General features: G+C 65.6%; 17 protein-coding genes. 11 read left to right on the top strand and 6 right to left on the bottom strand.

The window, feature by feature from the left end; all coding sequences use genetic code 11:
• Window positions 1-52: 52 nt before the first annotated feature.
• Window positions 53-1,189, bottom strand: a complete 1,137-nt coding sequence (locus ACVIIV_RS35335; RefSeq protein WP_456748314.1) for a dienelactone hydrolase family protein — start codon at window positions 1,187-1,189, stop codon at window positions 53-55.
• Between the two features lie 334 nt (window positions 1,190-1,523).
• On the opposite strand from ACVIIV_RS35335, the gene pgm reads away from it, so the two are divergent.
• From pgm to ACVIIV_RS35315, 4 genes are all read left to right on the top strand, one after another.
• Window positions 1,524-3,170, top strand: a complete 1,647-nt coding sequence (gene pgm / locus ACVIIV_RS35330; RefSeq protein WP_456748313.1) for a phosphoglucomutase (alpha-D-glucose-1,6-bisphosphate-dependent) — start codon at window positions 1,524-1,526, stop codon at window positions 3,168-3,170.
• 305 nt (window positions 3,171-3,475) lie between these two features.
• Window positions 3,476-4,525 carry an aromatic ring-hydroxylating dioxygenase subunit alpha gene (locus ACVIIV_RS35325; protein ID WP_456748312.1) on the top strand — a complete coding sequence of 350 codons (1,050 nt, stop codon included), beginning with the start codon at window positions 3,476-3,478 and terminating at the stop codon, window positions 4,523-4,525.
• Between the two features lie 6 nt (window positions 4,526-4,531).
• Window positions 4,532-5,284, top strand: coding sequence for a GntR family transcriptional regulator (locus tag ACVIIV_RS35320; protein WP_456748311.1), 753 nt, complete (start codon window positions 4,532-4,534; stop codon window positions 5,282-5,284).
• An 11-nt stretch (window positions 5,285-5,295) separates the two neighbouring features.
• On the top strand, window positions 5,296-6,276 hold the full coding sequence (locus ACVIIV_RS35315) for a PDR/VanB family oxidoreductase (protein ID WP_456748310.1): 981 nt from the start codon (window positions 5,296-5,298) through the stop codon (window positions 6,274-6,276).
• A 130-nt stretch (window positions 6,277-6,406) separates the two neighbouring features.
• Here ACVIIV_RS35315 and ACVIIV_RS35310 read toward each other — a convergent pair whose 3' ends face one another.
• The gene (locus ACVIIV_RS35310) at window positions 6,407-8,368 is read right to left on the bottom strand and encodes a putative bifunctional diguanylate cyclase/phosphodiesterase (RefSeq protein WP_456748309.1); all 1,962 of its coding nucleotides are present in this window, start codon (window positions 8,366-8,368) and stop codon (window positions 6,407-6,409) included.
• 389 nt (window positions 8,369-8,757) lie between these two features.
• Between ACVIIV_RS35310 and ACVIIV_RS35305 the strand changes: the two genes are divergently transcribed.
• Entirely contained in the window at window positions 8,758-9,702 is a 945-nt protein-coding gene (locus ACVIIV_RS35305; protein WP_456748308.1) for a hypothetical protein, read from the top strand.
• A gap of 12 nt (window positions 9,703-9,714) precedes the next feature.
• Here ACVIIV_RS35305 and ACVIIV_RS35300 read toward each other — a convergent pair whose 3' ends face one another.
• Window positions 9,715-10,080 carry a nuclear transport factor 2 family protein gene (locus tag ACVIIV_RS35300; protein WP_456748307.1) on the bottom strand — a complete coding sequence of 122 codons (366 nt, stop codon included), beginning with the start codon at window positions 10,078-10,080 and terminating at the stop codon, window positions 9,715-9,717.
• A gap of 100 nt (window positions 10,081-10,180) precedes the next feature.
• Between ACVIIV_RS35300 and ACVIIV_RS35295 the strand changes: the two genes are divergently transcribed.
• The 3 genes from ACVIIV_RS35295 to hemC are packed head-to-tail and all read left to right on the top strand — an operon-like array spanning window position 10,181 to window position 13,455.
• Complete coding sequence (locus ACVIIV_RS35295; protein WP_456748306.1) at window positions 10,181-10,771, top strand: TetR/AcrR family transcriptional regulator; 591 nt, start codon at window positions 10,181-10,183, stop codon at window positions 10,769-10,771.
• 52 nt (window positions 10,772-10,823) lie between these two features.
• A complete protein-coding gene (locus ACVIIV_RS35290; RefSeq protein WP_456748305.1) occupies window positions 10,824-12,449 on the top strand; it encodes a GMC family oxidoreductase in 1,626 nt (541 codons plus the stop codon).
• A gap of 25 nt (window positions 12,450-12,474) precedes the next feature.
• Complete coding sequence (hemC, locus tag ACVIIV_RS35285) at window positions 12,475-13,455, top strand: hydroxymethylbilane synthase (protein WP_456748304.1); 981 nt, start codon at window positions 12,475-12,477, stop codon at window positions 13,453-13,455.
• A gap of 172 nt (window positions 13,456-13,627) precedes the next feature.
• Here hemC and hemE read toward each other — a convergent pair whose 3' ends face one another.
• Window positions 13,628-14,662, bottom strand: a complete 1,035-nt coding sequence (hemE, locus tag ACVIIV_RS35280; RefSeq protein WP_456748303.1) for a uroporphyrinogen decarboxylase — start codon at window positions 14,660-14,662, stop codon at window positions 13,628-13,630.
• A gap of 106 nt (window positions 14,663-14,768) precedes the next feature.
• On the opposite strand from hemE, the gene ACVIIV_RS35275 reads away from it, so the two are divergent.
• Both ACVIIV_RS35275 and ACVIIV_RS35270 read left to right on the top strand, forming a co-directional pair.
• Window positions 14,769-14,984: a hypothetical protein gene (locus ACVIIV_RS35275; protein ID WP_456748302.1), complete on the top strand. Its 216-nt coding sequence runs from the start codon at window positions 14,769-14,771 to the stop codon at window positions 14,982-14,984.
• A gap of 173 nt (window positions 14,985-15,157) precedes the next feature.
• On the top strand, window positions 15,158-17,062 hold the full coding sequence (locus ACVIIV_RS35270) for a sensor domain-containing diguanylate cyclase (RefSeq protein WP_456748301.1): 1,905 nt from the start codon (window positions 15,158-15,160) through the stop codon (window positions 17,060-17,062).
• A 26-nt stretch (window positions 17,063-17,088) separates the two neighbouring features.
• Here the strand turns inward: ACVIIV_RS35270 and ACVIIV_RS35265 are convergent, their stop codons facing one another.
• Window positions 17,089-17,307, bottom strand: coding sequence for a SlyX family protein (locus ACVIIV_RS35265; RefSeq protein ID WP_456748300.1), 219 nt, complete (start codon window positions 17,305-17,307; stop codon window positions 17,089-17,091).
• On the bottom strand, window positions 17,297-18,064 hold the full coding sequence (gene trhO / locus ACVIIV_RS35260; protein WP_456748299.1) for an oxygen-dependent tRNA uridine(34) hydroxylase TrhO: 768 nt from the start codon (window positions 18,062-18,064) through the stop codon (window positions 17,297-17,299). The genes ACVIIV_RS35265 and trhO overlap by 11 nt, the downstream gene beginning before the upstream one ends.
• A gap of 209 nt (window positions 18,065-18,273) precedes the next feature.
• On the opposite strand from trhO, the gene ggt reads away from it, so the two are divergent.
• Entirely contained in the window at window positions 18,274-19,860 is a 1,587-nt protein-coding gene (gene ggt / locus ACVIIV_RS35255; protein ID WP_456748298.1) for a gamma-glutamyltransferase, read from the top strand.
• Window positions 19,861-19,870: the final 10 nt, after the last annotated feature.

Here is a 19,870-nt window from a genome sequence, read left to right as displayed (position 1 = left end):
CGGCTTGTCATAGAGCGCCGGAGTTAACAAACCGGCCTCTGGCGTGTGTGCGTCACTGTCGCGCGCGCGCGCTCTGGTCGGTGGATCTGGCCTGCGACGGCTCCGCCAGCTGGTCATCGACCGCATAGAGCGTGCAACTGGGCGACCATTTCATGCAGGCCGCCAGCGAATCGCGCCGGGCCTCCTCGGCCGTCACGCGACCGGCGCGCCAGCCGTACCCGCCGTTCGGCGACGCCGCAAACGCCTTGTGCGGCAGCATGCTGGCGACGTAGCGCCCGAACTCGGCCCGCGCGGCCTCGTTGAGCTGGCGTGGCGGCGGCAGCGGATCGGGCAGGCTCAGGAGTTCATGGCCGGGCCCGCGCTCGCGCAGGAAGGCGTCGAGATACGGCGTCCATTGCGGACGGCCCGCGGCCGAATAGAGATAATGGCCGTCGTCGCCGTAGGGCGGCGCCGCGATGAACCTGGCGTTGCCGCCACCGGCGCGAAACCCGTCATGGAGGCGGCGCGCGAGGTCGGGACCGAAATACGAATCGTTGGTCGCATAGACCCACAGCATCGGCACGCGCGAGGTCTTGCCGAAGGTGGCGAAGGCCTGCACCAGCCCATCCGGATTGCAGACGTCGTCGTCGTCGCGCGAGCCGCGGCCACCGGCGAAGCTGATCGCGGCGACCAGACCAGGCGGTGCCTGCGCGCTCAGCGCGACCGTGGCGAGGCCGCCGGCGGAATGGCCGGCCGCGATCATGCCTAACGTCGTCACGTCGGCCCGGTGCGCCATCGCATCGATCGCGGCGCGCAGATCGGCAACGGCGACCGCAGCCGCCGGCAGGTACGCCGCCTTCGCGCAACCGCCTACGCTGTCGACGCGTCCGCCGGGCGAGGTGCCGTAGCCGCGCCGCATCACGACCAGCGCGGCAAAGCCGCGCCGGGCGTATTCCAGTGCGATGCCATAATATTTGTGCGCCGACATCGCCGCGCGGTCGTCGAACTTGCGCGGCGAGCCGTGGCTGAGCAGCGCCAGCGGATAGCGCTTTGTCCCCGCCGGGCGCACCAGGAACGCCTCCAGCCCCTGCGGTCCGGCCTCCGCCATCGGGATGCGGAGGTCTTCGGTGTAGAATTCCGCAGCCCGCGCCGGTGCGCTCGCCGCGACGAGGCCGGCGATCAGCAGGAGCAGCTTGCGCGATGGAATCATGAGACGATTCGAAAAGGCCGCGGTGGGGCGGAGCATAGCACGAAGTCCTTACTTGAAGCCGTGAAGCCGCTTCTATCACCGTCATCCTGAGGCGCTCGCCTTGCAAAGCAAGGCGAACCTCGAAGGACGACGGCCCGGCTGCATCCGGGCCCTTCATCCTTCGAGGCTCTCCATGCGTCGCGGTTGCGTCGCATGGCTCGCACCTCAGGATGACGGGTATTCTGTCCGCGTCACCACCCACGGAACGCCTTCCCCCTCGCGCGTGTTGTGCCCTTGGCGGGGGCCCGGCCGATGCTATGGTGTCCCGCACTCACGACAGGACGAGGATATTTCAGTGGCTGATGTTCATCCCGCGGCGGGCAAGCAGGCTTCGCCGGACGCGCTCACCAATATTCCGCGGCTGGTGACGGCCTATTTCGCGGGCAAGCCGGATGCATCGGACCCGGCGCAGCGCGTGGCGTTCGGCACGTCGGGCCATCGCGGCACCTCGTTCAAGAACACGTTCAACGAGGGCCACATTCTCGCGACCACGCAGGCGATTTGTGATTACCGGAAGGAGAAGGGCCTGACCGGCCCGCTGTTCATCGGCATCGACACCCATGCGCTGGCCGAGCCGGCGCTCACAAGCGCCATCGAAGTGTTCGCCGCCAACGGCGTCGACATCATGATCGATAAGGACGGCGGCTACACGCCGACGCCTGTCATCTCGCACGCCATCCTCACCTACAACAAGGGCCGCACCAGCGGCCTCGCCGACGGCGTCGTCATCACGCCCTCGCACAATCCCCCCGAGGACGGCGGCTACAAATACAATCCGCCGCATGGCGGCCCCGCCGATACGGATGTGACCGGTGTGGTCGAGAAGCGCGCCAACGCCTATCTCGCAGGCGACCTCGAGGACGTGAAGCGCATCGACTATGCCAAGGCGCGCAAGACCGCGAATGTCCACGCCTACGACTTCATCACGCCTTACGTCACCGATCTCGGCAGTGTCGTCGATCTCGACCTCGTCAAATCCGCCGGCGTCAATATCGGCATCGATCCGCTCGGCGGCGCCGCCGTCCACTACTGGCATCCGATCATCGAGCGCTACGGCCTCAAGGCCACCGTCGTGAACGAGGCGATCGACCCGACCTTCCGCTTCATGACGGTGGACTGGGACGGCAAGATCCGCATGGATTGCTCCTCGCCTTACGCAATGGCAAGCCTGATCGGCATGCGCGACCGCTTCGACGTTGCCTTTGCCAATGACACCGATGCCGATCGCCACGGCATCGTCACGCGCACCGGCGGCCTGATGAATCCGAACCATTATCTGGCGACCGCGATCTCCTATCTGTTCGCGCACCGCCCCGACTGGGGCAAGGACGCCGCAATCGGCAAGACCGTGGTGTCGAGCTCGATCATCGACCGCGTCGCCAAAAAGCTCGGCCGCAAGCTGGTCGAGACGCCGGTCGGCTTCAAATGGTTCGTCGACGGTCTCCTCAGTGGCTCCTTCGGCTTCGGCGGCGAGGAGAGCGCAGGCGCCTCGTTCCTGCGCCGCGACGGCACGGTGTGGACCACCGACAAGGACGGCATCATCCTCGGCCTGTTGGCTGCCGAGATCATGGCCAAAACCGGCCGCGATCCCAGCCAGCTCTTCGGCGATCTCACCGCCGAGTTCGGCGTGCCCCACTACGCGCGCATCGACGTCGCCGCGACCGGGCCGCAAAAGAACATCCTGAAGTCCGTCACGCCCGAGCAGCTCGGCCTGAAGGATCTCGCCGGCGATCCGGTTCGCTCGACGCTGAGCAAGGCGCCCGGCAACGGCCAGCCGTTCGGCGGCATCAAGGTCGAGACTGACTACGGCTGGTTCGCGGCAAGGCCGTCCGGCACCGAGGACGTTTACAAGATCTACGCCGAAAGCTTCCGCAGCACCGAGCACCTGACGCGGATTCAGGAGGAAGCCAAGGCCGGGCTGGCGAGGGTGTTCGCGGCATAGCGGCCAAGCGGCCGCTCTTGCCCTCCCCTGGAGGGGGAGGGTCGATCGCGCGTAAGCGCGAGCGGGGTGGGGTGATCTCTCCTCTCGGGTAGTGCCCTTGTGGAGAGATCACCCCACCCCGCTCCGCATTGCGCTGCGCTTCATGCGTAGCGACCCTCCCCCTCCAGGGGAGGGTAACGCCGCTGCGCTATATGTATACAGCATGGCGCAATGAGGTATTTGGATAAGCCAATTTTAGCCTTGATTGATCCTATCCCCGCGGTATTGTATACATAACGCATACATAACCCGTGGGAGTGAGACAAATGACAAAACCCTTCCCCATGAACGCCTGGTACGCCGCGGCCTGGGACGCCGAGGTGAAGCCGGCACTGTTGCCGCGGACGATCTGCGGCAAGCATGTCGTGATGTACCGCAAGGCCGACGGCTCGGTGGCCGCGCTGGAGGATGCCTGCTGGCATCGCCTGGTGCCGCTGTCCAAGGGCCGGCTCGAAGGCGACACCGTCGTCTGCGGCTATCACGGGCTGAAATACAATGCGCAGGGGCGCTGCACCTTCATGCCCTCGCAGGAGACCATCAACCCGTCGGCCTGTGTGCGCGCCTATCCCGTGGTCGAACGTCACCGCTACATCTGGCTCTGGATGGGCGATCCCGCGCTGGCCGATCCCGCGCTGGTGCCGGACATGCACTGGAATCATGACCCGGCCTGGGCCGGCGACGGCAAGACCATCCACGTCAATTGCGACTACCGCCTCGTGCTCGACAATCTCATGGACCTCACCCACGAGACGTTTGTGCACGGCTCTTCGATCGGCAATGATGCAGTCGCCGAAGCCCCGTTCGACGTCACCCATGGCGAGAAGACGGTGACGGTGACGCGCTGGATGCGCGGCATCGAGCCGCCGCCGTTCTGGGCGAAGCAGCTCGGCAAGCCCGGTCTCGTCGACCGCTGGCAGATCATCCGTTTCGAGGCGCCGTGCACGATCGCCATCGACGTCGGCGTCGCGCCTACAGGCACCGGTGCGCCTGAAGGCGACCGCTCGCAGGGCGTCAACGGCTTCGTGCTCAACACCATCACGCCGGAGACCGAGAAGACCTGCCACTACTTCTGGGCCTTCGTCCGCAACTATCGCATCGGTGAGCAGCGCATCACCACCGAGATCCGCGAAGGCGTCTCCGGCATCTTCCGCGAGGACGAGCTGATTCTCGAAGCGCAGCAGCGGGCGATGGACGAGAACCCCGATCGCATCTTCTACAACCTCAACATCGACGCCGGCGCGATGTGGTCGCGCAAGCTGATCGACCGCATGGTGGCGAAGGAAAACGCGCCGCAACAACTTCAGGCGGCGGAGTAACAGGTCATGGCCGAGCGTGAGGTCGACCGTTCCGTCTCGCAGACCGTGAAGGCGCAGCTCGCGCTGCGCGACCAGATCCTGTCGGGCGCCTTGCGTCCGGGCGAGCGCATCTCCGAGCTGCAGGCGGTGGAGACCACCGGCGCCTCGCGCACGCCGGTGCGCATGGCGCTGGTGCGGCTGGAGGAGGAGGGCCTGCTCGAGGCGATCCCCTCGGGCGGCTTCATGGTTAAGGCGTTCTCCGAGCGCGACATCTCCGATTCCATCGAGCTGCGTGGCACGCTGGAAGGCCTGGCGGCGCGCTTTGCGGCCGAACGCGGCGTCTCCGCGCGCGAGCTCGAGCCGCTGAAGGAATGCCTTGCTGCAATCGACGAACTGCTGCGCCAGGTGCCGATCTCGGTCGATGCCTTCTCGTCCTATGTCACGCTGAATGCGCGCTTCCACGCGCTGCTTACGGAACTGTCGCGCAGTCCGCCGCTGGTCCGGCAGATCGACCGCGCCTCGGCGCTGCCGTTTGCGTCCCCGAGCGGCTTCGTGATGGCGCAGTCGGCGCTGCCTGAGGCGCAGCAGATCCTGATCATCGGACAGGAGCATCATCGCGTCGTGATCGATGCCATCGAGAACCGCGAAGGCGCGCGCGCGGAGGCTATCATGCGCGAGCATGCGCGGCTCGCGGTGCGAAACTTGCGGCTCGCGCTGCGCAACCGGACCCATCTCGACCTCTTGCCGGCGCTCGCGCTGATCAAGACCGCAACCGATTGAGGGCCGTCACCATGCGCTTCATCGAAACCTGGATCCCGGCGACGCTCGTCTCGATGCGCGACCTTGCGCCCGGCATCCGCGAATTCCTGATCAAGCCGGATCAGTTCGACGGTGCGGCCTATCCGGTCGGCAGCCACATCAATGTCAGCGTGACCATCGACGGCCTGCCTGAGACGCGGTCGTATTCGCTGGTCGGTGAGGCCTCCTCGCGTGGCTTCATGATCGCAGTGCGCCGCACTGATGATTCCCGTGGCGGCTCGCGCTACATGTGGTCCTTGCAACCGGGCGCGCGGCTCGACATCACCCAACCCGCCTCGCTGCTTGCGGTGGACTGGGCGCGCGAAAACTACTGCCTGATCGCCGGCGGCATCGGCATCACCCCGATCCTGGGCGCGGCGCAGGCGCTGGCGCGCCGCGGGGCGGATGTCACGCTGCACTATGCTGTGCGCTCGCGCCGTGAGGCCGCCTATCTCGACGATCTCTCCGCGATGCTTGGCGATCGCCTCGTCGTGCATGCCAGCGACGAAGGCCACCGGCTTGATCTCGACGCGCTGTTCGCCTCATTGCCGCAAGGCTCGCTGGCCCTGTTCTGCGGCCCGATGCGGATGCTGGATGCCGCGCGCCATGCCTGGATCGGCGCCGGCCATCCGCTTCCCGATCTCCGCTACGAGACCTTCGGCTCCAGCGGCACGATGCCGACCCAAACGTTTCGCGTCCGATTGAAGGACTCGAACGTCGAGCTCGAAATCCCCCGCGAGCGCTCGATGCTGGACGTGCTCAACGCCAGCGGCCATGATGTGATGTACGATTGCAAGCGCGGCGAATGCGGCCTGTGCGCCATCGACGTGGTCGAGGTCGACGGCGAGATCGACCATCGCGACGTCTTCTTCAGCGACCACCAGAAGCAAAGCAACCAGAAGATCTGCGCCTGCGTCTCCCGCGCCCGCGGCACCATCACGGTGGATACGCTGCTGCGGGCGGATGCGGTTTGAGCGAGGCCGGGGCGGTGTCTATTGGGATGAAAGGACGGCGCCGCGGTCTCCACCTCTCCCGCTTGCGGGAGAGGTCGGCGCGAAGCGCCGGGCTCTCCGCCGCCGTAGCCGCCACTTCGGCCTCATACACCTATGCCGCGTAAATCGCCCGAAGCTTCTTCGTCTCCAGCAGCGCCAGCACGCCATCCGCCGACACCGGCCGGCTGATCAGATAGCCCTGCACTTCGTCGCAGGCGATCTGGCGCAGATATTCGAGCTGGTCGGCCGTCTCGACTCCCTCCGCCACCACGCCGATGCGCAGGTCGCGCGCGAGGCCAATCACAGATTTCACGATCGCGGCGCAATCCGGCTGCACCAGCATGTCGCGGATGAAGGACTGGTCGATCTTGATGCGGCTGAACGGCAGCTTGCGCAGGTAAGTCAGCGAGGAGAAGCCGGTGCCGAAATCATCGAGCGCCACGGTGACGCCGAGCTCCAGCAGCGCGTTCAGGATTGTCGCGGCCGAGCCGTATTTCGACAGCAGCATCGATTCCGTGATTTCGATCTCGAACCGGTTGGGGGAGACATTCGCATCGGCGAATGCCTGCACGATGGTCTGGAGGATAGCCGTGTTGTGAAACTGCGACGCGGAGAAATTCACGGCAACCCTGATGTCTTCGGGCCAGTCCGCCAGCGTCGCGCAGGCGCGGCGGATGACCCATTCGCCGATCTCGTTGATCAGCCCGGTCTCCTCCGCGATTGGTATGAATTCACTCGGCGGCACCAGCCCGCGCGAAGGATGCTGCCAGCGCAATAGCGCCTCGAATCCGGTGATCCGGTTGGTGCCGAGATCGAGGAACGGCTGGAACACCAGGAACAGCTCGTTTCGCGCGATCGCACCTTCGAGGTCCGATTGCAGCGCCTTGCGGTCGCGGGACAGCCTGTCGTCGGCTTGTTCGAAGAAGCAGACGGCGCCCGGCCCCGCCTTCTTGGCGCGGTAGAGCGCGGCATCGGCATTCTTCATGACGTCGAGCGGCGTGTTGCCGTCGCGTGGAGCCAGCACGATGCCGACGCTGGTCGCGCCGACGATCTGGCGGCCCTCGATCTCGAACGGTTCGGTGAAGGCCGCGACGAAGCGTTCGGCGATTTCGAGCGCATCGTCCGGCCGCGCCACGTTGTTCATCACCAGCGCGAACTCGTCGCCGCCGATGCGCGCGACGTGCTCGGCTGCGCGCGTGCAGCGCTGCAGGCGGTTTGCGACCTGGACCAGGAATTCGTCGCCGGCGGGATGGCCGAACTTGTCGTTGACCTCCTTGAAGCGGTCGAGATCGAGCAGGAGCACCGCGAACTCCTCGCCGGATAAAGCCAGGCGTCTCAAGGCCGCGTCGAGCGTTTCGTTGAAGGCGACACGGTTGGGCAGATGGGTGAGGGGATCCAGCCGCACCGTGCGCTCGGCCTCGATCTGCCGCATCACGCGCCGCGCGAACGAGAACGAATTGACGAACACGCCGCGCAGCAGGACGCTGCCGTAGACCACGACGAGAAAGGCGATCAGCAGGAAGGCGAGATCACCGTTCCGGCCGAGGCAGATGGCGATGCCGAGGAAGATGGGCGCCGTGAAGGCGATGGCCGCGATCGGGATCGTGGCGAAGGCCAGCGCGCCGCCGGCCAGCATGCCCGAGCACAGGCAGGTGATGACGAGCTGGCCGCCGGTCGAGGCGTCTGCGAAGAAGGCGACCGGGACGATGCCCCAGGCGGAGCCAAGGATGAAAGCGTTGCGCACCAGCCGGTGCATGGCGCGGCGCGAGACGAATTGCGGCTTGGTGATGCGTCGCGCGGCGTGGGATTGCAGGCCGAAAGCAATCGCGCCGCCGGCGACAGAAGCCGCCCAGATCAGGGCAGGCATCCTGTCCGGCGACTGCCATAGCGCGATGGCGAGCACGATGGCGTTGCAGGCATTGGCGAGCATGATGCCGACCGAATAGCCGAGCACCAGCGACATCTGTTCGGCCCGGATATGCCCGGCCATGGCCTCGTCCGTTGCGGGACCGCCAAAGGCCGACAGATCGCCGGCGAACAGCCGTGCGAAATAGCTGGTCAGTTGAGTCCGCATTCGAAGAGCCTAGCAGCGCGGGCCGTTTGTCCAGCGCGATCTGGAGAATTCGCCGCAAACCTTTGACGAACTATGAATTATCCCCGTTTGCCGCGCTGGCTGCGACCACTTCTGCGTGTTCGTCACGCAGTATCGATAACAAATCGATACAAATTGGCGCTATCCGTCGTGCCTGTGGCACATGGCCTGTTCGGTGGCGGCAAGGAAGCTGTCTGCCTCTTCGCAGAGCGGGCTTCGGGTCCCGGAAGAACTGCTTCCCGATCGGCTTTTTGCCGCACCCCGGCCGGATCGAGACGCCCCCATGATCGCGTGATACGTTTCCTGGACCGATCAGGCGACGCGTGCGCCGCGTCGGCACTGGATTCATTCGAAATCCCGAGGGCCTGTCCATGAGCGCGCCTTCAGCCGATGTGTCGGCAACGGTCGAATACACGATGGATAAGTGGCGGATGGACCGCCTTCCCTGGGCCATGTGGGCTTGCGTCGCCGGCCTTGCGATCGCGCTTCACGCCGAGAGCCGCGGCCAGAGCGGAGCGGCCTTGGCCGCCGTCTATCTGGCTCTCCTGGGTCTGGCGTTCGCAGGCTATGCACTGACCAGCCTGATCGGGCGGTCCGGCCTGCCCTTGCTTCTTGAATTGTTGATCGGCGTCCTTGTCCTGATCATCGTCTCCGGCGTGATCGGTGTGATCAGCGTGTTGGTCGGCGGGCCAAGCGGCCGCTCCAGCTATCTCGGCGCCATGCGCAGTCTCTATTGGAGCCATCTCGTGAATCCATCGCTGAACGTTTTCGGCTGGATGTTGCTCTATCTGGGTCTCGGATGGATAGCGTTTTCAGCTTACCGGCACTTCTACGCGGATCGGGCGGTCGTCTCCATGTCTGCCGCGGGCATCCGGTTTCACAGGCCATGGCTCAAGGGTCTCTTCATTCCCTGGCAGGAGGTGCGCGGGGTAGGCCATCTCGTCGTTCCCGGCATCTCGGGGGTGCCGTACGTCAGTCCATACGCTGCGGCCGTCACGGTCGGTCGGGACTTCTATGAGCAGCACATCGCCTCGAAGCGCAGCTTCTTCGCGCCACCCGGGGCCGAGGCCATGTTCCAGCCGAAAGGCGAGATGATGCAGGTGGTGCTGAACAGCGCCGACATGGCGGTCAAGCCGGAAGATTTTCTCGGGCCTGCCGAGGTGCGATGGAAGGCATTTCGGGATCAACCCAGGCCGTCATCCCAAAACGGCGGCACCATCGTCTATGGACGCTGGTCGATCGACGGCTCTCGGTGGCAGGCGGTTTGGTTTCTTGCGCCCCTCATCGGCATGTCCGTGGTCATGCTGTACCGATAGGGGCAATCCTGCTCACTGTCCGAGTTGCTTCGGATCGTAGAAGAAGCGCTCCTCGATGATCTCATTGCCTCGCCAGGTCTGCCACGCGATCTCCTCCAGCGTCCGCGTCACGCCCTCGGCGTTGGTGAAGGAGAATTTCCAGCGGCTGGCGACAACGTCGCCATCGATCAGGCTTGGGCCGAGGCGCACGGCGGTGACCTCCTTGAACGCCGCCAGCACGCCGCGCTCCTTGTCCGCGAGCTTGTCGCGCCCGACCACGGGCTCGGCGAGGTTCTCATAGGTCGCGGCATCCGGGGTGTAGTAGTCGAGGATCGCGCCGACGAAGTCGCCATCCTCCAGCCGCTTTGCAAAGGCTTCGACGATCTCACGGCTCGGCATGGCGACCTCACAATTAAAACCGACTGACGGTCGGTAAATACCGACCGATAGTCGAAAAGTCAACTGGCCGCCTGTCGCGAATTCGACTAGACGAGAGCACATGGCCAGACAGGCGGAGCGGCGGGCGGCGACGACGGAAGCGATCCTGACCGCGGCGCGCCGGCTGTTCGGGACGCACGGCTTTGCCGCCACCACCATGGACGAGATCGCGGAAGGCGCCTCCGTCGCCAAGGGCGCGGTCTATCATCACTTCAAGACCAAGGAGGCGGTGTTCGAGGCCGTGTTCGATCAGGTCTCGCGCGATCTCGTTGCCGAGATCGACCGCACCGCCCGCGCCGAGAAGGACGTGCTCGCCGCGATGGTCGCCGGCACTCAGCATTACTTTGCCGCGACCGCAAAGGGCCCGACCGGCCAGATCATCTTGCGCGACGGTCCCGCTGTGCTCGGCTGGGAGCGCTGGCGCGAAATCGACGCGCGGCACTTTGGCGGCAAGCTGCCGCGCGCGATCGCGGCCGCGATGGAGTCCGGCCTGATCGCGCGGCAGCCGGTCGAGCCGCTGGCGCGGCTCCTGCTCGGCGCGGTGACGGAGGCCGCGGTCGCCTGCGCCGGGCGCGCCGATATCGCAAGGGCCGGCGCGGAATATGCCCGTGCGTTCAAGTCGCTGGTCGAGGCGCTGCGCGTCAAGCCATGATCGTGCTAAGCCACGAAACGGAAACGCCACAGCAACAAGAAGAATGCAGCGCATGAACGCAAATTCCTCCCTCACTCCGTCAGATCCCGAGTTCGACTACATCATCGTCGGCGCCGGCTCCGCCGGTTGCGTGCTGGCCAACAGGCTCTCTGCGAACGGCAAGCACAGCGTGCTGCTGCTCGAAGCCGGCCCGAAGGACTCCAACATCTGGATCCACGTGCCGCTCGGCTACGGCAAGCTGTTCAAGGAGAAGACCGTCAACTGGATGTACCAGACCGAGCCGGAGCCCGAGTTGAAGGGCCGCCAGGTGTTCCAGCCGCGCGGCAAAACGCTGGGCGGATCGAGCTCGATCAACGGCCTGCTCTATGTCCGCGGCCAGCACGAGGACTACGATCGCTGGCGCCAGCTCGGCAACACCGGCTGGGGCTATGACGACGTGCTGCCCTATTTCAAGAAGGCCGAGAACCAGTCGCGCGGCGCGGATCGCTATCACGGCACGGGTGGTCCGCTGCCGGTCTCCAACATGATCGTGACCGACCCGCTCTCGAAGGCCTTCATCGATGCCGCCGTCGAGACCGGTCTGCCCTACAATCCTGATTTCAACGGTGCGACGCAGGAGGGCGTCGGCCTGTTCCAGACCACGACGCGCAACGGCCGCCGCGCCTCGACCGCGGTGGCCTATCTCGGCCCGGCCAAGACCCGCGGCAATCTCAAGATCGAAACGAGTGCGCTCGGCCAGCGTGTGCTGTTCGAGGGACGTCGCGCCGTCGGCGTGGAATATCGGCAAGGCGCTGCATTGCGCCGCGCGCGGGCGCGGAAGGAAGTCGTGCTGTCGAGCGGCGCCTACAACTCGCCGCAGCTGCTCCAGCTCTCAGGCGTCGGCCCCGGCGATCTCCTGCGCAAGCACGGCATTGAGGTGGTGCTGGATGCACCGGGCGTCGGTCACGATCTCCAGGACCACATGCAGGTCCGCATCGTGATGCGCTGCTCGCAGAAGATCACCCTCAACGACACCATCAATCATCCGCTCCGCCGCACCATGGCCGGCGCGCGCTATGCGCTGTTCCGGAAGGGCTGGCTGACGATCGCGGCCGGCACGGCGGGCGCATTCTTCAAGACCAATCCGCGGCTCGCCTCGCCCGATATCCAGGTGCACTTCCTGCCGTTCTCGACCGACAAGATGGGCGAGAAGCTGCACGATTTCTCCGGCTTCACCGCCTCCGTGTGCCAGCTCCGTCCCGAGAGCCGCGGCTCCTTGCGCATCAAGAGCGCCGACCCGACCGTGCCGCCGGAGATCCGCATCAACTACATGTCGACCGAGACTGACCGCACCACCAACGTCGAAGGCCTGAAGATCCTGCGCAAGATATTGAACGCACCGGCACTAAAGCCGTTCGTGATCAGCGAGTACGATCCTGGGGCAAAGGTATCCACGGATGCCGAGATTCTGGATTATTGCCGCGAGCGCGGCAGCACCATCTATCATCCGACCTCGACCTGTCGTATGGGCAACGATGCGCTCGCGGTGGTCGACCAGCGGCTGAAGGTGAGGGGGCTCGACGGCCTTCGTGTCGTCGACGGCTCGATCATGCCGGACCTCGTGTCGGGGAACACCAACGCGCCGATCATCATGATCGCCGAAAAGGCCTCCGACATGATATTGGAGGATACCCGCTAAACACGCGTCTCGGAAGGACCAGGACTTGGCTACGCGATTCAAGATCGGCACCCGCAAGAGCGCGATGGCGCTGGCACAGACGGACGAGATCGCGCGCCGCCTGACCGCCGCCGTGCCCGGTCTCGACGTCGAGATCGTCAAGTTCGACACCACGGGCGATCTCGACCAGACCAGCAAGCTCTTGCCGCATGGCGGCAAGGGCGGCGCCTTCGTGGCGCAGATCCGCGCCGCCGTGCTGTCGGGCGAATTGCAGGCGGCGATGCATTCGCTGAAGGACATGCCGGGCAACGAGGATACGCCCGGCCTCGTCATCGGTGCCACGCTGTCGCGCGATCCGCCCGGCGATGCGCTGGTGCTGCGTTATGGCGTGACGCTGGAGGCGCTGCGCCAATCCCGTGGCAACGGTTTCAAGATCGGCACCAACGCGGTGCGCCGAGCCGCCTATGCGCGGCGGTTGTTCCCGGAGGTGGAGGTGATCCACTTCCGCGGCGCCGCCGACACCCGCGTGCGAAAACTCGACAATGGCGAGAAGCAACGCCTGCCGGACGGCGGCGCCGTGGGCCCGGCCGATGCGTTGATCATGGCGCGCTCGGGCCTCGATCGCGTTGGTCTGGCTGATCGTATCGCTTACGAATTCACTGCGGCGGAGATGCTGCCCGCGGCGGGGCAGGGCATCGTCGCCGTCGAATGCGCGGCCCAGGACTGGCAAACAAGGCAGATCCTTGCGTCGATTGACGATCCCTTAGCCCATGCCTCTGCCGATGCCGAGCGCGAGGTGCTGTGGGTGCTCAATGGACACTGCAATTCGCCGGTCGCGGGCTTCTCGACCATCGCCGGCGATCAGATGTCGCTCACCGCATCCGTGCTCGACCTCTCCGGCAACACCATCATCGAAGCCTCGCGTACGGGGCCGGCCAACCGCCCGCGCGAGCTCGGCCGTGCGGTGGGATTGGATCTGCTGGCGAAGGGGGCGGCGGAGATCATCGAGCGCAGCCGGCCGCGCTAGACTCTCACCAAATTTCTCATGGGGGCGATCATGGCATTATGCCCCTGTTTTGCGCGACGGGTCAAACGCGCGGGATGGGCCATGCCGGCCCAAAATTTTCAATGACTTGGCTACTGTGCATGGGGTTGTTTTCGCGGTTTTTGTTTTGCCGCACCCGAAGGGGCGAAATAAATCAGCCCCGCACGCGCTTCAGCATCTGCTCGACATGGGCGATCGGCGTCTCCGGCTGGATGCCGTGGCCGAGGTTGAAGATCAGCCGCCCTTGCGCAAAATTGGCCAGCACGTCGTCGACCGCGCGGTCGAGCGCGGCGCCGCCGGTGATTAGCGCCAGCGGATCGAGATTGCCCTGCACCGCGACCTTGCTCTGCACGCGCTCGCGGATGAAGGCCGGCTCCGCGGTCCAGTCGATGCTGACCGCGTTGACGCCGGTCGCCTCGACATAAGCAGGCAGCAGCGCGCCGGCGCCGCGGGGAAAACCGATGATCTTCGCATCCGGCACTTTCGCACGCACGCCCTGCACGATGCGCCGCGTCGGCTCGGTCGACCAGCGCGCGAACTCGGCGGGCGGCAGCACGCCAGCCCAGGTGTCGAAGATCTGCAACGCGTCGGCACCGGCGGCGAGCTGCGCCAACAGATATTCGATCGAGTTGTCGACCAGCACGTCAATGATTTTGGAAAACGCCTCGGGATGTCGGTAGGCCATCATCCGGGCCGGCGCCTGGTCGGGCGTGCCGTGGCCCGCGACCATGTAAGTCGCCACCGTCCACGGCGCGCCGCAGAAGCCGATCAGCGCGACCTCAGGAGCCAGCGCGCCGCGCACGATCTTCAGCGCTTCGAATACCGGCGCGAGCTTGCCGAAGTCTGCACGCGGCGCCAGCGTCGCGACCTTGGCTGGATCGTCCAGCGGCTCCAGCCGCGGGCCTTCGCCGACCTCGAACCGCACCGAGCGTCCGAGCGCATAGGGGATCACCAGAATGTCGGAGAAGATGATCGCCGCATCGAAGCCGAACCTGCGGATCGGTTGCAGCGTCACCTCGGCGGCAAGCTCCGGGTTGAAACAGAGATCGAGGAAGCCGCCGGCCTTGGCGCGCACCTCGCGATATTCCGGCAGGTAGCGCCCGGCCTGGCGCATCATCCACATAGGCGGGACGGTCTGGCGCTGGCCGGAGAGCACGTCGATGAACGGTTTCGTCGGAGACTGGGGCACGAATGGTCCTGTAGAAGGTTATGGCTCCTGATACACCGCTCCGGCCCTCAGCGGAACAGGGGAACCAGCGCAATCGGGCCGCGTTGACCAGCCAATGGAGGATCTCATGGCTGAGACATTCAATCCCGCGCCGCACGACAAGCACGCCGACGATCCGCGCGAAGCCCTCGCTGCCGATCGCAACGCCAAGCTCGACGCCGGCCTGAAGGATACGTTCCCGGCCTCCGATCCCGTGAGCGCCGCGCAACCGACACCCTCGAAGGCCGATGCCGATGCCGAGCATCCCTCGCTCTGGGACAAGGTTAAGGCCATCTTCAGCTAGCGGCCTCGCGCGCCGGATTCCGATAGGCCTGCTAATGTCTTGTTAGCGATGCCTGGATCGTCGCGTCCGTAAGACTACTGGAAGCGGGGGAGATCGCCACGTAACCCGGTAGTGACTTCAGAATTCAATAACAGAAGCGGCAGAGTTTCCGAACGACCGGAGGACCCTGCCGCATGAGCGCTGCTAACCAACGAGCCGGATGGAGCCGCCTGCCGCTGCGCGCGGCGGCCTTCGTCGTGCTGACCTGCGCGACCATTCTCGGCGTCAGCGGTTGGCGCGAATGGGCGGCGCGTGACGCGGTGCTCAAGGGCGCCGAGACGGAGATGGCGAACGTTGCCCGTTCGCTGACCCAGCATGCCGAGGACAGCCTCGACCTGCTCGATTCCGGCGTCGTCGGCGTCGTCAGCCGGCTGGAGATGGACGGCACCGAACCCGCCACGATCACCAAGCTCAGAAACCTCATGGAGGTGCGCAAGAAAGCGACGGAGCGAGTGCACAGCTTCGCCATCATCGACGACCATGGCAACTGGCTGACCTCGCCCGGCACGATCGGCTCGACGCTCAGCGACGACGCGTTCTTCCGCCATCACCAGCTCTCCCCGAAACGAGAGGCCCATCTCGGCCTTCCCGTGAAGAGCCTGCTCGATGGCGAATGGGTCGTCACCCTGTCGCGCCGCTTCAACAAGGCGGACGGCAGCTTTGGCGGCGTGGTGCTCGCGACCATCAGCTCCGGATATCTGTCGCATTTCTACGAGCAGTTCGAGATCAGCCGCAACAGTTCCGTTGCGCTGACACATGGCGACGGCCTGATCGTCGCACGCTACCCGAGCAACGAGAAATTCGCCGCACGCAGCGTCGCCGACAAGCCGCTGTTTCGCGACCCGAGCCTGCAACGGCCGAGCGGCGCCTATCACTTCAAGTCGCCGCTGGACGGCGCCGAACGCGTCAGCTTTTTCAAACGCAGCAACCGCTATCGGTTCTTCCTGCTCGCCACCGTCGACAAGGACGCACTGCTGGCGCCCTGGCGCGCCGCCGCAGTTTCCCGCATGCTCTACGTGCTTGCGCTGGTCATGCTGATCGCGATCATCGGCGCGGTGCTGGTGCGGCAATTGCATCGCGGCCAGCGCATGGCGGCCGCCCTGATCGAGAAGGAAGCGCATTTCCGCCTGCTCGCCGAAGGCTCCAGCGACATGGTGACCCGGATCGGGCTCGACGAACGGCTACGCTATGTCTCGCGGTCGTCGGTTCGCGTCGTCGGCTGGCGGGCCAACCAGCTGATCGGCACGCCGGCTCTTGCGGGTATCAATCCGGAGGACCTGCCGGAGGTCCAGGCGATCGTCGACGCCATGAAGCGTGGCGAGAAGGAGGAGGCGCGTCTCACCTACCGCAACTCGCACCGGCAGAACGGCGAAATCTGGCTCGAATCGACCATGCGGGTGACGCGCAAGGACAATGGCCGCATCGACGGCGTGGTCGCGATCTCCCGCGACATCACCGAGCACAAGAAGCTGGAAACCAGGCTCGAAACGCTCGCGATCGAGGATAGCCTCACCGGTCTTGCCAATCGCCGCCGTTTCGACGAGCGGCTGAAGGAGGAATGGGCGCGTGCCTATCGCGACCGCTCCAGCCTCGCTCTGTTGATGATCGATGTGGACCACTTCAAGCCCTACAACGATGAATACGGCCATCCCGCGGGCGATGCCTGCCTGCGCCGGATCGCAAAGATCATCGCGGCCGAAGCGCAGCGCGCCGGCGATCTGGCGACGCGCTATGGCGGCGAGGAATTCGCCGTGCTGCTGCCGAACGTCGACGCCGCCGGCTGTGCCCTGGTCGGCGAGCGGATCCGGGAGGCCATTCACCGGGCGAACCTCGTCCACGCCTCCAGCCCGATTTCGGGACGCGTGAGCGCCTCGCTTGGCGGCGCGGCCTGCCGGCCGGCGTTCGAGCGTACTGCAGGAGTCGCCTCGCTGGTCGAGGCCGCCGATCGCGCGCTCTACGCCGCCAAGGATGCCGGTCGCGACCGCCTGATCATGTCCGGCGAGGTCATGAACCTGCTGCCGAAGGCGTCCGGACAGTAAGAGCCGTCCGGTCGCCAATATCGTGTTCAATAATGCGGCGGAGGCTCGTTGGCGGGCCCCGGCGCATTTGCCTCGGCGTCCTGGAGCCGCTCATTGAGCTGCGCGATCTGCCGCGTCAGCGTATCGATCTGCTTCCACTGCGCGGTGATGGTCTGGTTCAACGTCTCGATCGTGTCGTCCTGGTAGGCGATGCGCGTCTCCAGCGTGTCCATGCGCTCGCTCAGCGTCTTGATCTCATTCGTCACGCGTTACGTCCTTGTTTCGCTCGCGCAAGCCGTGGCCGAGCGCCACGCGCTCGTCGAACACGAAGCATTCGCCGCGCCAGCGGCTCTCCGCCTCCGGCACCTCCTCGAGATATTTGAGGATGCCGCCCTTGAGGTGATAGACCTCGGCAAAGCCCCGCGCGAGCAGATGCGCGCTCGCCTTCTCGCAGCGAATGCCGCCGGTGCAGAACATCGCGATCCTGCGGTGCCTTGCTGGATCGAGGCTGGCTGCGGCAAAATCCTTGAACTGGCCGAAGCTCTTGATGCCGGGGTCGACCGCGCCCTCGAATGTCCCCATGGCCACTTCGAAGGCGTTGCGGGTGTCGACCAGCAGCGTGTCGGGCATCGCAATCAGCGCGTTCCACTCGGCGGCATCGACATAGGTGCCGACCTGGCAGGTCGGATCGGCAGTCTCGTCGCCGAGCGTGACGATCTCCTTCTTGAGCCGCACCTTGAGCCGCCCGAAAGGCATCGCTTCCGCAGTCGAGAATTTCAATTCGAGATTGTCGAGCCGGCCGCCGAACATGTCGCCGTGTGCGAGTTCATGGGCGAAGGCATCGATCGCTTCCGGCGCACCGGCGACCGTGCCGTTGATGCCCTCCTGCGCCAGCAACACGCTGCCCTTGAGCCTAAGCCCAGCGCAGAACGCGCGCAGCGGCTCGCGCAGATCGCGGTAATCCGGGAGGGCGACGAATTGGTAGAAGGCCGCGACCTTGGTGGCCGAATTCGGATCAGACATGGCAGCTCGTTTAGCAGGCGGCGGCCAGCCGGAAAACCCGCGTGGCCGCCAGCGTCGAAAGGTCCATACGCCCAGCGGATGGCAGCCATTTACCTGGTATGCCAGCATTGCCCCGCCGGGCCGGAATGTGTCATGTAGACCCGGTTTTTCCGAGACGGCGCGGCGCGCGCATCCACGGCCAAAAAAGCCTAACGAGAGCAAGACATTCAATGAGAAACTTCCATTTCCCCGGCAGGTCCACGGTCCACGCCACCAACGCGATGGTTGCGACCTCGCATCCGCAGGCCTCGCTGGCCGCGATCGAGGTGCTGCGCGAGGGCGGCACGGCGGTGGACGCGGCGGTCGCGGGCTCGGCCGTGCTCGGCGTGATCGAGCCGCAATCGACCGGCATCGGCGGCGACTGCTTCGCGCTGATCCAGCCGCGCGGCGAGGGCAAGATCATCGCCTATAACGGCTCCGGCCGCGCTCCGAAGGCGGCGAACGCCGACTGGTATCTCGAGCGCAAGATCAACTCCGTGCCGCTGACCTCGGCGCATGCGGTCTCGATCCCCGGCGTGGTCGACGCCTTCGCCACCGTGCTGCGCGACCACGGCAAGTTCGGCTTCGACCGCCTGCTCCAGCCCGCGATCAAGGCGGCTGAGGAGGGCTACGTCGTCGCCCCGCGCATCGCCTTCGACTGGAAGAACCAGTTCGAGAAGCTGAAGAATGGCACCAACACCGTGCGCTACCTGCTGCCGGGCGGCAAGCCGCCGGTGGCCGGCGACGTCATCCGCCAGGTCGAGCTCGGCAAGACGCTGCGCGCCATCGCCAAGGACGGCCGCGACGCCTTCTACAAGGGCGAGATCGCGGAGGACATGGTCGAGACCCTTAGGGGCATTGGCGGTCTGCATACGCTCGACGATTTCGCCGCGCACACGACCGAAGTGACCACGCCGATCGGCACCATGTACAAGGGATACGACGTCTGGCAGTGCCCGCCGAATGGCCCGGGCGTCACGGCGCTCTTGATGCTCAACATCCTGTCGCGCTTCGACCTGACCAAGTACGCGCCCGTGAGCGTCGAGCGCTTCCATCTCGAGGCCGAAGCCGCGCGCATCGCCTACATGAATCGCGAGATGCACGTCGCCTCTCCCGAGCACATGAAGATCAATGTCGCCGAGATGCTCGAGAAGGGCTTTGCCGAGGAGTACATCGGCAAGATCCGCATGGACGGCATGCTCGACCTGCCCAACGTCGCGCCGCCGATGAACCCTTCGACCATCTACATCACGGTGGTGGACAAGGACCGCAACGTCTGCTCGTTCATCAACTCGGTCGCGCATTCTTTCGGCTCCGCGATCGTCTCCAACAAGACCGGCGTCTTGTTCCAGAACCGCGCCGGCGGCTTCCGCATCCAGCCCGGCCATCCCAACTGCATCGAAGGCGGCAAGCGCCCGCTGCACACGATCATGCCGGGCCTGCTCACCAAGGGCGGTCGTTCCACGATGTCGTTCGCGGTGATGGGCGGCCAATACCAGCCGACCGGCCAGACCCGTCTCCTGACCAACATTCTCGATTACGGCTGCGACGTGCAGGAGGCGATCGACATGCCGCGCGGCCTGCACTACGAGGGCCAGTACCAGCTCGAGGACAGCGTTCCTGCCGACATCGTCGAAGGCCTGAAGAAGCTCGGTCACAAGACCACCAGCGTGGTCGGCCCGCTCGGCGGCGCTCAGGCGATCTGGATCAACTGGGACAAGGGCACGCTCACCGGCGGCTCCGATCCGCGCAAGGACGGCTGCGCGCTCGGCTATTGAGCTCGCGCGG

The organism is Bradyrhizobium sp. USDA 4354 (assembly GCF_054060315.1).
The sequence above is the reverse complement of the archived record's forward strand: the minus strand, read 5'-3'. Positions and strand labels throughout refer to the sequence as shown.

Excerpts from the sequence above, each read along its gene's own strand:
- ACVIIV_RS35335 (WP_456748314.1), bottom strand. The coding sequence starts at position 1,189 with ATGATTCCATCGCGCAAGCTGCTCCTGCTGATCGCCGGCCTCGTCGCG.
- ACVIIV_RS35325 (WP_456748312.1), top strand. The coding sequence starts at position 3,476 with ATGACAAAACCCTTCCCCATGAACGCCTGGTACGCCGCGGCCTGGGAC.
- ACVIIV_RS35320 (WP_456748311.1), top strand. The coding sequence starts at position 4,532 with ATGGCCGAGCGTGAGGTCGACCGTTCCGTCTCGCAGACCGTGAAGGCG.
- ACVIIV_RS35315 (WP_456748310.1), top strand. The coding sequence starts at position 5,296 with ATGCGCTTCATCGAAACCTGGATCCCGGCGACGCTCGTCTCGATGCGC.
- ACVIIV_RS35310 (WP_456748309.1), bottom strand. The coding sequence starts at position 8,368 with ATGCGGACTCAACTGACCAGCTATTTCGCACGGCTGTTCGCCGGCGAT.
- ACVIIV_RS35305 (WP_456748308.1), top strand. The coding sequence starts at position 8,758 with ATGAGCGCGCCTTCAGCCGATGTGTCGGCAACGGTCGAATACACGATG.
- ACVIIV_RS35300 (WP_456748307.1), bottom strand. The coding sequence starts at position 10,080 with ATGCCGAGCCGTGAGATCGTCGAAGCCTTTGCAAAGCGGCTGGAGGAT.
- ACVIIV_RS35295 (WP_456748306.1), top strand. The coding sequence starts at position 10,181 with ATGGCCAGACAGGCGGAGCGGCGGGCGGCGACGACGGAAGCGATCCTG.
- ACVIIV_RS35290 (WP_456748305.1), top strand. The coding sequence starts at position 10,824 with ATGAACGCAAATTCCTCCCTCACTCCGTCAGATCCCGAGTTCGACTAC.
- ACVIIV_RS35275 (WP_456748302.1), top strand. The coding sequence starts at position 14,769 with ATGGCTGAGACATTCAATCCCGCGCCGCACGACAAGCACGCCGACGAT.
- ACVIIV_RS35270 (WP_456748301.1), top strand. The coding sequence starts at position 15,158 with ATGAGCGCTGCTAACCAACGAGCCGGATGGAGCCGCCTGCCGCTGCGC.
- trhO (WP_456748299.1), bottom strand. The coding sequence starts at position 18,064 with ATGTCTGATCCGAATTCGGCCACCAAGGTCGCGGCCTTCTACCAATTC.
- ggt (WP_456748298.1), top strand. The coding sequence starts at position 18,274 with ATGAGAAACTTCCATTTCCCCGGCAGGTCCACGGTCCACGCCACCAAC.